The 12,502-nt window shown below is 43.7% G+C and carries 11 protein-coding genes; 3 read left to right on the top strand and 8 right to left on the bottom strand.

Annotation, left to right across the window (positions count from 1 at the left end):
* Positions 1–898: 898 nt before the first annotated feature.
* Together AC3WVG_RS10240 and AC3WVG_RS10245 are read right to left on the bottom strand one after the other, a co-directional pair.
* Positions 899–1,771 carry a DMT family transporter gene (locus AC3WVG_RS10240; RefSeq protein ID WP_488798026.1) on the bottom strand — a complete coding sequence of 291 codons (873 nt, stop codon included), beginning with the start codon at positions 1,769–1,771 and terminating at the stop codon, positions 899–901.
* Between the two features lie 149 nt (positions 1,772–1,920).
* Positions 1,921–2,268: a hypothetical protein gene (locus AC3WVG_RS10245; RefSeq protein ID WP_488798027.1), complete on the bottom strand. Its 348-nt coding sequence runs from the start codon at positions 2,266–2,268 to the stop codon at positions 1,921–1,923.
* Between the two features lie 1,127 nt (positions 2,269–3,395).
* Between AC3WVG_RS10245 and AC3WVG_RS10250 the strand changes: the two genes are divergently transcribed.
* From AC3WVG_RS10250 to AC3WVG_RS10260, 3 genes are all read left to right on the top strand, one after another.
* Positions 3,396–4,481, top strand: coding sequence for a TRAP transporter substrate-binding protein (locus tag AC3WVG_RS10250; protein WP_488798028.1), 1,086 nt, complete (start codon positions 3,396–3,398; stop codon positions 4,479–4,481).
* Between the two features lie 78 nt (positions 4,482–4,559).
* Positions 4,560–5,084, top strand: a complete 525-nt coding sequence (locus AC3WVG_RS10255; RefSeq protein ID WP_488798029.1) for a TRAP transporter small permease subunit — start codon at positions 4,560–4,562, stop codon at positions 5,082–5,084.
* Positions 5,081–6,403 carry a TRAP transporter large permease gene (locus AC3WVG_RS10260; protein ID WP_488798030.1) on the top strand — a complete coding sequence of 441 codons (1,323 nt, stop codon included), beginning with the start codon at positions 5,081–5,083 and terminating at the stop codon, positions 6,401–6,403. The genes AC3WVG_RS10255 and AC3WVG_RS10260 overlap by 4 nt, the downstream gene beginning before the upstream one ends.
* Here AC3WVG_RS10260 and AC3WVG_RS10265 read toward each other — a convergent pair.
* The 6 genes from AC3WVG_RS10265 to AC3WVG_RS10290 form a co-directional block, all read right to left on the bottom strand.
* Positions 6,369–7,058, bottom strand: coding sequence for a type I restriction enzyme endonuclease domain-containing protein (locus tag AC3WVG_RS10265; RefSeq protein WP_488798031.1), 690 nt, complete (start codon positions 7,056–7,058; stop codon positions 6,369–6,371). The genes AC3WVG_RS10260 and AC3WVG_RS10265 overlap by 35 nt on opposite strands.
* The gene (locus AC3WVG_RS10270; protein ID WP_488798032.1) at positions 7,036–8,571 is read right to left on the bottom strand and encodes an RNA/DNA-binding domain-containing protein; all 1,536 of its coding nucleotides are present in this window, start codon (positions 8,569–8,571) and stop codon (positions 7,036–7,038) included. The genes AC3WVG_RS10265 and AC3WVG_RS10270 overlap by 23 nt, the downstream gene beginning before the upstream one ends.
* A 308-nt stretch (positions 8,572–8,879) precedes the next feature.
* Positions 8,880–9,614, bottom strand: a complete 735-nt coding sequence (locus AC3WVG_RS10275; protein ID WP_488798033.1) for a DUF3800 domain-containing protein — start codon at positions 9,612–9,614, stop codon at positions 8,880–8,882.
* Positions 9,615–9,629: 15 nt separating this feature from the next.
* Complete coding sequence (locus tag AC3WVG_RS10280) at positions 9,630–10,349, bottom strand: restriction endonuclease subunit S (protein WP_488798034.1); 720 nt, start codon at positions 10,347–10,349, stop codon at positions 9,630–9,632.
* Between the two features lie 38 nt (positions 10,350–10,387).
* Positions 10,388–10,891, bottom strand: a complete 504-nt coding sequence (locus tag AC3WVG_RS10285) for a restriction endonuclease subunit S (RefSeq protein WP_488798035.1) — start codon at positions 10,889–10,891, stop codon at positions 10,388–10,390.
* 1 nt (position 10,892) lies between these two features.
* Positions 10,893–12,502: ATP-binding protein (locus AC3WVG_RS10290; RefSeq protein ID WP_488798036.1), on the bottom strand; the 1,610-nt coding region annotated here is incomplete at its 5' end.

Consider the following 12,502-nt stretch of genomic DNA (forward strand, 5'->3'; position numbering starts at 1 on the left):
AGGCTGCCTAACTCGGTCAGACAGTTTTCGCTGTTTTCCAAAAGCCTCGGATTGTAACAGGAATCGCTATTGAGTTAATTTTCACGGATCCAGGGGACAATTTTTCATAATTTTTTCAATCTTGATTTTTTTCAAGCTGGTGCAAATGCCTGGATTCATCTATAGTTTGCTTGCGGACAGAGCATAATGGGATATTTTGGGTAAACAAATATTCTTTTTATTATCTATAGTTATGGTCTGTATCGCAAAATAGTTAGTCAATTCATCCCGATGCTCTGTTTTTTAAGCAAGCTTCACCAAGATGGGTTGCCCAAGCCGTTTGTGATGCATTTCAGAAACCAGGACTTTCAATCATCGGTTAAAATGGGGTTTGGCCACAGACTCTATGGCTGCTAACTATAACTGATAGGTTCCCTCAGGACGGGATTAACTTTCCAAGAACAATGAATTTTGGACGGATGTATAAATTGGTCGGTTTGATATGGCTTTTTTTTTGCTATTTACGCCGCTTTGATTCAGTCAAAGCGGGAAGCAGAGCGTCATCCTGAACGGAGCAAGGCGAAGTGAAGAATCTCGTGCCTTTTACAGTGTTTTTGTATCAATTTTACGAGCTAAAAGACCTTGCCATCCGCTATTTGCACTGATTTTTAAGAAGCCTTAATTTTGGCACTCTATCTGCTGATTGTCTCCTCTTTTCTTTTTTATGGTTAGCAAAATTTTTTCATAATTGAGTAATCGAACCTCTTTAGATGTTCTGTGCAGTGATAATAATCCGGAATCTGTCGGAAATCAGGGGAAAATTCTACTACGGAATCCCATATCCACTGAATATCCTACCTACTCAACCAAAGTGCGGCCATCGGATGCACCCAAGACCTTCAAGTTTGGTTCGGCTGGGTTAGGTAGTCCTGGATATAAGAACTAGACTGATGAGAATGCAGCTAATTCCAATACTTGTATACAATGACAGAGGTTCGCCTAGAAAAAAAATGCCCAGAAGGCCGGCGGTTAGTGGTTCAGCCAGAGACAGGGTAACAGCAGAGCTCACAGGTACGGTTGTCAGGCCACGGGCAAATAATATGTAGGCCAGGCCAGTGGCCAAGATTCCCAAGTGCAAAATGACCAAAATAGTTTTTATCTGGCAAAACCAGGACCAATTTAAGAATTTTAGGACTGGGAGAGTAAAAATAAATCCCAGAGTAAAGATGACGGCCATGACTGCTTCTGGTGCATGAGTTTGAAGGAGGTTTTTGCTAATTAGCGCGTATAGGGCATATGCAAAGCCTGCTCCCAGAGCGAGAAGAATGCCCCAAATGTTTATTGTAAGGCCTTGTTTAGTGCCTATTAAAAGGGCGCAGCCAACCACAGCCAAAAAAGTAGAAATAATCCACGTGCGAGTTAGTTGTTCCCCGCGAAATAGATAGGTAAGAAGACCAGCAAACACGGGGCCACTACCTATGGCCACTATAGTGCCCACGGCCACGCCAGTCTTTTTTACCCCGGCAAAAAAGCAAAATTGGTACAAGGCTACACAAATACCAGCAAGAAGACTCGGCCAACAGAGCCATAGATTGGGTTCAAAGTTTACCCGCTGTGAGCGAGCAAAAAAAAGGAGAAAAGCACTGCCTACAGCAAGCCTTAAACTTCCCACCACGAGGGGGCTGGCCCCCATTGGGGCCAGGGCCTGGGCAGTACCTGTAGTGCCCCAGAGCATCGCTGCCAGGAGGATCATTATCGAACCATAATTTTTTTTCTGAGCTTCTTTCGTCATGTAGATTGCAATATTAATTTTCGTTCAATGCTCTTTATCTAAGAGCCTGTGGCTGAGACTAACTTGTTGTCCAATATTCCTCAAGTTTATAACATTAAATAGAAAGCATTATCTGGGGGAACGAAGATTTTTACATGTTCGTTCCATAATTAAATAATCAGCTTCAACATCTTTGCATATTGTTTGGGGATTTCAAACTTTTTATCTTTAATATATTGCTCAGCAATAATATTTATCCACTCGCGAGATGTCTTTATCTCTTTGACTCTGATGAAATATTTATCGTTTTCTGTGAATAATTCATAATTATTAATGATGCCCTTTAAAGGTTCTATTTCTCCTTTTAAAAGAATTTCAAATTCTATCGTTTTAAGCTCAGAATTAAGTTTAAATTTTAGCATGCTTCCATACTCCTTGATCATAAGATCGAATGTCTTTTCTAAAGATACAGATAGAATTTTATCTTTACTCTTGGTTAATGCCTTAAATAGATTCATAAAGTGGACACTCCTAAATGACCGTTTAAGTCTTCGATTGCACTAGCTTATTCTACAGGAAGGTGTCAAAGTTGAAGGGCAGGAAAACTATGTCGATAAATCGGATAATATCTAACGTACCGAACGAAATTTTTTGATTCGCTCAGAATGACGTAACCAAAGCCTCTAGAGCCTGTGGCTGAACTTTTATCAACTCAATTCCCATTGTTCATTCCTGTCTTGGTTTCTTTCATGCTGGGACAAAAACTTGAACCTGTTCTCAAAGCTTGCTTGTGGACTGAGCATAATGGGATGTTTTGAGCTAACAGATATTCTTTTATTATCGATAGTTATGGTCAATATCGCAAAATATTTAGCCTATTCACCACGATGCTCTGTCATTTCGCAAGTTTCACTAAGATTGGGTTACCCAAGCCGTTTGTAATGCATTTCAGAAACCAAGACTTTCAATTAGCGGTTAAAATAGGGTTTGGCCACAGGCTCTCTAGCGGATGCATTCTGGTAAACCTGTTGTTCTGTGCAGTGGTAATAATCCGGAATCTGGCAGTAATCAGGGGAAAATTCTACTACGGAATCCCATTATCCACTGAACATCCTACCTACTCAACCACTCACCATACTCAACTACTCAACCCAAGTGCAGCCATCGGATGCACCCATTTACCTTTCATATTTTAGAACAAACGCCATCCACCCGAAGATTAAAGAGTTTGGAAAAATATATTCCTTAAAAAGTCTATCGAAAAAAAGAAAGTTAAAGCGAACTTTGTTCTTCTCCCTCCCAAAAACGATAATTTTGTCCAGATTTCCCACTCTTTTTTTGGGTTTGTTCTGGTTTATAGCCTTTTAGCCTTATTAAAAAGGTATCCCTATAGCTTTTTTTTGAATATCATTCTTTTCTAGTCTCGTTTACTTGAATAAATTTTGTATTGCTTGTTGTCTTTTTCGAATTTGTAAAGTTGATTTAAGTTCGATTTCATTTTATTGGCCCGTCCAATTTGTTTATATATTGATTGTTTTAATGTTTTATGAGCGTCTGGGCATAGATATTCTTTGATTCCAAGAGGTTGCGAGCCTTTGATTGCTTAGGACGCCTATTGTGAAAAATTATTAGGAGGATGGTGAGCATGAACAGAAGGTCTTTTTTACAAAAGTCAGCTTTGGCTGGCGCTGGTGCTGCTGTAGCGACAACTTTGTCCGCTCCTAATGTGTGGGCGAAGGGGAAAACCTATTTGTGGCGGATGGTTACTTCCTGGCCGCCAGGTTTGCCTATTTTACAAACCGGGGCTGAGCGTTTTGCTAGGCGCGTAGAGGAATTAAGTGGAGGCAGGCTGAGGATACAGGTTTACGCCGGCGGTGAATTAGTGCCTCCTTTGGGAGTTTTCGATGCAGTTTCTCAAGGCACAGTAGAATGTGCTTCATGTGCGGCCTATTATTGGGCTGGACGCGAGCCTGCATGCCAATGGTTTTCTGCAGTTCCTTTTGGCTTGAACGCACAGGGAATCAATACCTGGTTTTACTCTGGCGGGGGACTAAAACTGTGGGAAGAAACTTACGCCCCGTTTAATCTGGTTCCAAGGCCTCTGGGCAACACCGGTGTTCAGATGGGTGGCTGGTTTAACAAAGAAATTAAAGGTATTTCTGATTTTAAGGGATTAAAAATGCGTATCCCGGGCCTTGGCGGCAAGGTACTGTCAAAAGCAGGAGGGACCGTTGTTCTGCTGGCCGGAGGAGAAATTTATACTTCACTTGAACGCGGTGTTATTGATGCAACCGAATGGGTTGGTCCTTTGCATGACTTGCGTATGGGATTTTATCAGGCAGCAAAATACTACTACTATCCTGGATGGCATGAGCCTGGAACATGCCTGGAATTGATCATGAACAAAAAGAAATATGAATCTCTACCCAAAGACCTACAGGCGATTTTAGACATTGCTGCTGCAGAAAGCAATTTGTGGACATTGTCTGAATTTGAAGCTCAAAACGGGGAAGCTTTGCAGACTTTGGTCAATAAGCATAAAGTACAACTCAAACGCTTCCCTGAAGCCTTGCTTAAGGACTTGCACAAGCTGGCAGAGGAAACCCTGGAAGAGGAAGCCAGCAAAAGCAAGCAAGCAAGGAAAGTTCACGAGGCTTTTAAGGTCTTCAAAGAAAAAGTTGGCGCCTGGGGCAAAATATCTGAAAGGGCCTATTATGATGTGATTGGCTAGTATTTTATAATAAATAATACGCCTGCAAAGACTTGATGTTTGCAGGCGTATTATTTTGTCTGACGGGGGAAGATTAGGATGTCATTTTTGCGACGGATAATAAAAATCATAACATGGTTAAATGCACAGTTGGGTAAAATAGCTGGTTGGGTAGCTTTGGCCATGGTCCTGATTGTAACTTTGGACGTCATCATGCGTTATTTGTTTAATCTTACATTTGTATTTGTTCAGGAACTTGAATGGCACTTGTTCGGAGTCTTATTTTTGCTAGGAGCAGGTTATACCCTTGCCCATGATGCTCATGTACGAGTGGATGTTTTTTATCAACGTCTTAGTAAACGTCAGCAGGCATGGATTAATTTGATAGGAGTGCTAGTTTTTTTGCTTCCTGGCTGTTTCCTGGTCGTTGATACATCATATACTTTTTTTCTTAACTCCCTTCACTTGCAAGAAGGCTCACCTGATCCAGGAGGGCTTCCTGCCCGCTACGTGCTCAAGTTTTTTATTCCTTTTAGTTTTGTCATGGTTGGATTGCAGGGCATTGCCATGGCTCTAAAAAGCTTGCTTGTTATTTTAGGTTGCGAGGAGGAAGAGAGCAAATGATGGAAGCTTTACCCGGAATTATGTTTTTGGTGCTCACGGTTTTGTTGATGCTTGGTTTCCCGGTGGCCTTCACCCTTTTAGGGACTTCTTTATTTTTTGGGCTTATTGGTTTTGGGTGGGATTTTTTTAATTTGTTACCTTTGCGTATCTGGGGCGTTATCACCAACTTTACCCTCCTGGCCGTTCCTCTTTTTGTCTTCATGGGCGTAACCTTAGAGCGTTCTGGTATAGCAGAAGACTTGTTGGAGACAATGGCCTTGGTCTTTGGCCGCATGCGCGGGGGATTGGCCGTCTCCGTGGTCATTGTCGGCATGCTTTTGGGAGCATCTACAGGTATTGTCGGGGCTACAGTAGTGACCATGGGTTTATTGTCGCTACCCACGATGCTTAAAAGAGGCTATAAACCTGAACTGGCTACAGGCACCATCTCTGCGTCTGGCACTTTGGGCCAGATTATCCCGCCGAGCATAGTATTGGTTTTGTTGGGCGATATTATAGGCGTATCGGTCGGCGACTTATTTATGGGAGCGGTTATCCCTGGCATGCTCTTGGTGGGTTTATATGTCCTTTATGTCATTGTTTATGCCTGGATAAAACCTGAAGCTGCTCCTTTAATCCCTGAAGAGGAGTGGGCACAGATTAAGGAGCAAGGTTTGTGGAAAAGAGTGGCCAAAGCTTTGCTTCCCCCTTTAGTGCTTATAGTTGCTGTTTTAGGTTCTATCTTTGCTGGTATTGCATCGCCTACAGAAGCTGCAGCAGTAGGAGCAAGTGGTGCTTTAGTGCTTACCATCGTCAATAAGCGTTTTGATTTAAAAATGCTTAAGGGCGTGATGGCCTCGACAACAAAGCTTACCTCTATGGTATTTATTATTCTGGTTGGAGCTGGAGCTTTTGGTTTGGTTTTTCGTGGCCTTGGTGGAGACCATTTGATCCGCAGCTATATAGAGCATCTTGCTTATGGGAAATGGGCCATATTGGCCATTATTATGGGGCTCATCTTTGTGATTGGATTTTTCCTTGATTTTATAGAGATTACTTTTATTCATATTCCAGTTCTTGCCCCCATTATGAAAAGCTTGGGCTTTGATCCATTATGGTTTGCAGTTTTGTTTGCCCTTAATCTGCAGACTTCTTTTATGACTCCACCATTTGGATTTTCGCTTTTCTATTTAAAAGGAGTTTCCCCCCCTCAGATAAAAACCGGTCATATATACAAGGGGATTATCCCCTTTGTTATTTTGCAGTTGATAGGTTTGTTGCTGGTGGTCTTTTTCCCCCAGTTGGCTACGTGGTTGCCTCGGAAATTATTGGGGTCGTAGAGTAGGGGCGCATTCGTGTATGCGCCCCTCCTAAATGGCCCAGCGCTATATCAGCAAGTGCATTTTCGAAATCGTCTTCTTCTGTGCCGAATCGTTCAAAGGCTTCCTTAATTACCCCGAAATAGGCTTTGGCAACGTCATGGTTTTTTAATTTTTCAGGTATCCGATTACCGGTACGATTCAAAACAGCATTCATTATTTTGGTTACCTTTTTCAGGTACTCAGCAGACTTGATACGCTTTTCACGAAAAGCACGGATAGTCGCTTCCAAAAGTTCCGAAAAGCGCCTGTAAAAGGCCGGGTCTTCCTGCATGCGTTCATAGATTGTCCGGGCTGTCCGATGGGCTATGGTGTTGGCTTTGGCTGCTGCACTTGGAAGTTTCTCTACCTCTCTGGCAAAAGCGTCCTGATCAAAGATGTTGACCAACGGGGTGATCTGTTCGATTTCACCAGTGCCCACATGGGTATCCAGCAATTTCTGAATTTTGGGCTCGTATTCGGCAAAATCTACGACTTCCGAATTCCTTGCAGTTCCAATGCCTCTTTTGGCGTAAGGTACTGCCAGCCCAGGTTCTGGAGAAGATGCAGGGCAGGAAGCTGGGAGACGGAATCTTCGCTTAATACAGGCGTCTTCATCTCTTTTTCTCCTGTTCAAGTAGCTGCTGACCCTTTACCGTCAGGCGGTATTTCTGTTTACTGCTTGTTGGTTTATCCGGTATGGTCATTTCAATCAGGCCGGCTTTCAAAAGAGGGTTCAGTATTTCACGCCTGAACTTGGTGCGGTCAGAACGCTTGGCAACGGCCATTAGATCAATCAATGCGCTGTCTTGACGGCATTTATGTAAGATTTGAACTTGGTGCCGACTTAGTGCCGACTTGGTGCCGACTTGCGTGACCGGCTCTTGTTTCAGAGCTTTCGCAAATATCGGATGGATAAATAATTCTACCAGAAAATAAGTCCGATCGTCATCCGTATGGAATATAGGAGCAGGAGAACCATTGTCCTTGATTGCTCTTAACATTTTCGGAATACCGGTTCCTCGCCCCTCTGTCATTTCAAGCTCTTTTAAAAAATCCCCAACGCGGCGATTACGATATCGGCGGGACAGAAAACGGAATTCTTGCATGTCTTTTTTCCGGATGGAGCGGTCAGGCCCTGGAAAGCTGGAAATGGTTATGCGATCCGGCAGGATGCGGACTTCGATCGGCTCCCGGATTTCATAGGAGCGGTGGTACACGGCGTTACAAAGTGCCTCTTCAATGGCGGCAAATGGATAGTTGAAAAAACGGTCGGCTTGCGGTCGGTCAGGGTGTTTGACCACCTTTTCCTCAATCACTGTGGAGTGGATATGAGCAAGCGCATTCTGCAACATAACGTGGAGGGGACCGGTAAAATTTTTTTCAGTAAAAGTGTCCGCACCAGGGCCTTCAGGAAAATGCACCACATCAATCTGTGTCTGTGGGAAAAATTTGGAGGGATTGTCGTTAAAGAACATGAGACCTACATTCCTGGGTCGCACCGCCTCATCTGGTCCGTCAACAATGTTCATCCGGCGGCAAAGCTGGACAAAATCCATTTTCGCTGCTTCCGCAAAAAGATCGCTTTTGACCTGCTTCAGGTAGGCGCGCATCAGTCCCAGGTCTAGATCATCCAAAGTGGCGGTTTGATTCATGCGATCGTCAAAAGGAACAGTAGCAGCCAGATTCATTAATTCCACCTCATCCTGGTGCCTGGCCCGAACCGTAACTGAACCCTTACGAATATAGTAGGCGAACTCCCTTTCACCTTTTGTCAAAGACACCGGGGCCTTGTATGGCCTGGTTTGACCGCCCATGGCCCAAAGCACCAGAATGTGTTTGCCGTCAATTTTACATGGCGCCATGATCGGGTGATAATAGGGCACCATCCGGTAACCAAGTTCCACGATTTCTTTCTGGATGGAGTCCAGCTCTCCGGCGAGGATTCCCTGTGGAGGCAAGATAGGTCGACCATCTTCTTCGCCTACGCCAATGATGATGTATCCGCCGCCGAGATTATGAAAGTCATTGGCAAAGGCGCACATGGTATGGAGAACTTTTTGCGGGTTCCATCCGGCCTTGAACTCCACCCGTTCCCATTCCACGGTGCGGGCGGAGAGCAGGTCGTTTATGTTGATAGGTAGGTTCATGTTTTCACCATCACTTCGCCTGTCAGGCAGCTTCTATAATAATATAAATACCGGCCATCCCATTTGGGTCTAAGAGCCGAAGGAAATGGGCCTGCCGTCCGAGCAGATTTTTTCCGTTGACAACAACTTGTATCGAAGTTATGTTTTATATTAAGTTTACTGCCAAACGGCTTTGAATCAATCGAGGTTTTGGCCTGCTGAACCAGCGTAGCGAATCAGCGGCCATAGGTTTTTTTGTAAATAAAAGGATTGGGCTTTACCCGGTCGACAGAAGGACTTTGGACTCGTTCTGAAGTCCTTCTGTTTTATTAAGGGAAAACCTTTGAATTTAAAATTTTATCCTCTATAACAGCAACAGCTCTATTTTCCTGCCCTGGCCGTAGGTAACGCAAAGCCAGTGGACGAGCAACCAGATCAGCCAATTGCAGTCCCGTCGCATTGCTCTTCTTGTCCACAAATATATGTTCAAAATATATCTGTTGGAAGTCCGCTCGCTTATAGCCCCAGTTGCTTCGGTTATCGCAAATACGTCTAAACTCCAGTTCTAAATCCCGATTTTCTTTCCTGCCACGGCTTTCTAACAAGACAGTAATTCGTTTACCTGTTTCATTCCGCCCGCAAAGATAAGAAAGTGCTCGCTCCATGCAAAATAGCAGAGCTATTTCATAGGGGTTATATGGTTTAACATATCGTTCTTTCAGCTTCTTTTTATCGATCACAGATACGATCAAGTTTATAGGAGCGCTGGCTATAATGTTTGTTAATTCTTCCAGAAATCCTTCCCTCAAGCTTTTGTCTGTTCTCAAAATTCTGAATGGACCTTTTTCTTTCCGGATATCGTGTTCATGGAAAATAATCTGGTCGTGTCCCCATATATTCATCTTTAAGCGTTGCATTGCAGGGACAATATTTTTGATATAATCTTCTTTCAGTACAATACAAAATACCAGGGCAAATATAGGAAATTGGTCATCAATTGACATAAGGCCATGATCACCGCTTTCGTCAACAAAAATGATGTAATCGCTAAAAGGAAGTGACATTTTTTAAATTACCATCTAATTCAGTTTTACCCTCACTTCTCCGGTCAGCAGCTTCTGCATCAGACCCTTTTTCTGTTCCTTTAACTTTTCCTGTTTCTTTTTCAGTAGTTCAATTTCCCGGTCACAGGCGGAGAGCACGGCGGCGATGCGGGTTTGTTCTGAAACAATGGGCAATGTTATTTTAATATTTTCTATTTGTTTTCCGCTTATATTAGGTTGTGCGCCGCTTGCCAAATTTTTAAAGATAGAATTTTTGAAATTATCTGTTATTATTACTTGTGCTAAAAAATCATAAGCGATCTGATTTGGATCAGTAACTACAAATTTGCCAACACGTTGATTTAGGTATGCTTTGTGACTGCTTTTATAGCGTCCTATTTTTCCTGTGGTTGCACCGGACATTGCAATTAAACAGTCACCATTTTTTACGATAAATTCTTTTCCTATATTAATTTCATCATAAAACACAACGTCATCATCTAATTGAATACGCAAATTATTTATATTTGAAATTCTTATTATTGGTATTCCTTTCTCTTTAAATTCATTACTTTTGAAAGCAAATCCCCCCTGCAGTTTAGCGTATTTACCCAACCTCACTTCCCGCCACCCCTCCGGCAGCCCGCCTTTTTTCTCAATCGGTTTGCCAAACTCTTGAAACCGCATCCGGCCACTAAGAAGCTGTTGCATCAGTCCTTTTTTCAAGCGCTGTTTGGCGTCAATCAGCTTGCCCACCTGCTCAATGGCCCGGTCCCAGGCGGAGAGGATTTCAGCTATTTTTTCTGCTCGGGGAGAGGGGGGAGGGGGATTCTGTATGGTTTTATATGCTTATTGTTAATTTGCGGAATTGTAGAAGTATCTGCTATTTTCCATAATTTTTCCTTAAGAATACTATAGTAAAGAAACAAATAATCTATCGAATCTTTTGCTACAAGGGCCATCATGTTTGAATCCATGACTAATGGACCTTCGGCAATTCGAACCTTATTGGTTGCGATAGCGGCTCCTCTTTTGGCAAAAATAATAGCACCTTCAGGGACAAGAGCTTTGTTCACGGAAGAATACAATCGTGCGCTCGACTGGTAGATAGAACATAAATTCATATCATCGACTTTTACGAACGGATAAGCACCGGAATTGCCAGGGTTGTAAACGGCAGGGCTGTTACCGCTGATAATACCCACATGCATACCGAGTTTTTCAGCATTCCATTCTTCCGGTATCCACCCGACTTTGGTTTTTTTATACCCCGCTCTGTTTTCGTTACGCTTGCTCATTCTACTCTTCCCCGTCTTTGTCCTTGGATTTTTCAGCAGCTTCCTCAGATATTTGCTGCCAATCCATTGCAATGTCCTCCCAATTCACATCTCTTGTTTCTTCGCCGGTCCAGACATCCCAAAAATCAGGATCGTCCGATTGAGGTTGTTGCGACTTTGGAAGATCATTCATGCGGACCAATATTGGAAGCTCAGACGCCCAGCCCAGCAAAATAGCATTTTGTGATGGAAGCGAAGGAAGTTCCCGAAGCAATCCTTTGAGATTGTCAGGGACGAACCGATGGACCAAATCCTGGTCCCGATCATTGCTGATCCGATGAAGGAGAAACGTATTGCACTGGGAGAGCACTGTGGGGGATAGTTCAGAAGGGCGTTGAGATGACAGGACAAGACCCAGCCCGAATTTACGTCCTTCTCTGGCTATACGCTCAAATACCTGGCAACACACGGAAGCCGCATCCTGATTCTCAGCATCCATTTTATATCGCTTTATAAAGGTATGGGCTTCTTCCATCACCAATACTGTCGGAAGAGTTTTATGTTCCTCATTGAGGTTTCGATAACGTTGCAGCGCTTCAAAGATCATACGAGCTATTACTGCGGTAACGATGTGAATGATTTCAGAAGGAACCAAGGACAAGTCGATAATCGTCAAGCTGCCATTCTTAGCGGCGGCATCCCCTCCAATATAGTCGGTTAGCCATTGCTTAAGTGTGACATCCGTTGCATTACTGATTATGGATTTCATGCGGGTATCGGCAAGCATGGTTCTGATACGAATTAACATGGTCTCCACATATTCGGAGACATTCAGCGTTTCCGCACTTGCTTCCAGACTTCGTAACAGTGAATCCCCATTGAATTTACGTGGAATATCAGCATCAATGGGTAACAATTCTGTATTGCTCCCCCCAAAGGCTTTATGGGCTTCCTTAGCCTTTTCAAGAAGTTCGTCAACTTCTGGTTTCGTAAAATCGTAATTCGGGTGTTGCCCGCTGCGAGCTTGAACCAAGGCATCAATTTTGTCCGTCAGGTTTGTTAATGCGTCCTGTTCGTCCGCGGTAAATGAGTGGTGGGTTTCTAACCCGGATTTCCATTTTTTGATTTTTTCAAAGAAAGATTTCGGTTTTGGGAATTGCCCCCACGGTGATCCTGTGTTCTTTTCCGCCTGAATTGTGCTGACAATTGTTCTGAGAAAACGACGCATATCATGGCTTGCATCTTCGGGAAAGTCCGTCTGCCCGTCCCGTACCGCCCTTAGCGCATGAATCAACGTTGGTCTTTGCGTTTTTCCACTGGCCTGAGTAAAAGAGACCCACTCAGCGCTATTCCAGAACCAAAGCGGTACTTGGAGCTGGTTTGCTCCTTCCTCCGGGTTCACTTTAAACAACCGAATTTTTAGTGAGTCTTTATCTTGGGCAAAGGCTCTTGAATATTCCCCATTGGGATCAAGCACAATAAAGCGGGCATTCGGGTTTTTGTCATCCTGCTTTGCTGCTTCCAGTGACCAGCGGATCAATCCGGCAACCGAGCATGACTTGCCGCTGCCTGTATTACCAAGCACGGCAAGGTGCCTTCCGAAAAGCCGGTCAGGGTCAATCATGACATCCG

It is taken from the genome of Desulfovulcanus sp., from assembly GCF_982781345.1.

Bases quoted from the DNA above. Each gene is read 5' to 3' on its own strand.
- AC3WVG_RS10275 (WP_488798033.1), bottom strand. From the start codon at position 9,614: ATGTCACTTCCTTTTAGCGATTACATCATTTTTGTTGACGAAAGCGGT.
- AC3WVG_RS10255 (WP_488798029.1), top strand. From the start codon at position 4,560: ATGTCATTTTTGCGACGGATAATAAAAATCATAACATGGTTAAATGCA.
- AC3WVG_RS10250 (WP_488798028.1), top strand. From the start codon at position 3,396: ATGAACAGAAGGTCTTTTTTACAAAAGTCAGCTTTGGCTGGCGCTGGT.
- AC3WVG_RS10240 (WP_488798026.1), bottom strand. From the start codon at position 1,771: ATGACGAAAGAAGCTCAGAAAAAAAATTATGGTTCGATAATGATCCTC.
- AC3WVG_RS10260 (WP_488798030.1), top strand. From the start codon at position 5,081: ATGATGGAAGCTTTACCCGGAATTATGTTTTTGGTGCTCACGGTTTTG.
- AC3WVG_RS10285 (WP_488798035.1), bottom strand. From the start codon at position 10,891: ATGAGCAAGCGTAACGAAAACAGAGCGGGGTATAAAAAAACCAAAGTC.
- AC3WVG_RS10270 (WP_488798032.1), bottom strand. From the start codon at position 8,571: ATGAACCTACCTATCAACATAAACGACCTGCTCTCCGCCCGCACCGTG.
- AC3WVG_RS10245 (WP_488798027.1), bottom strand. From the start codon at position 2,268: ATGAATCTATTTAAGGCATTAACCAAGAGTAAAGATAAAATTCTATCT.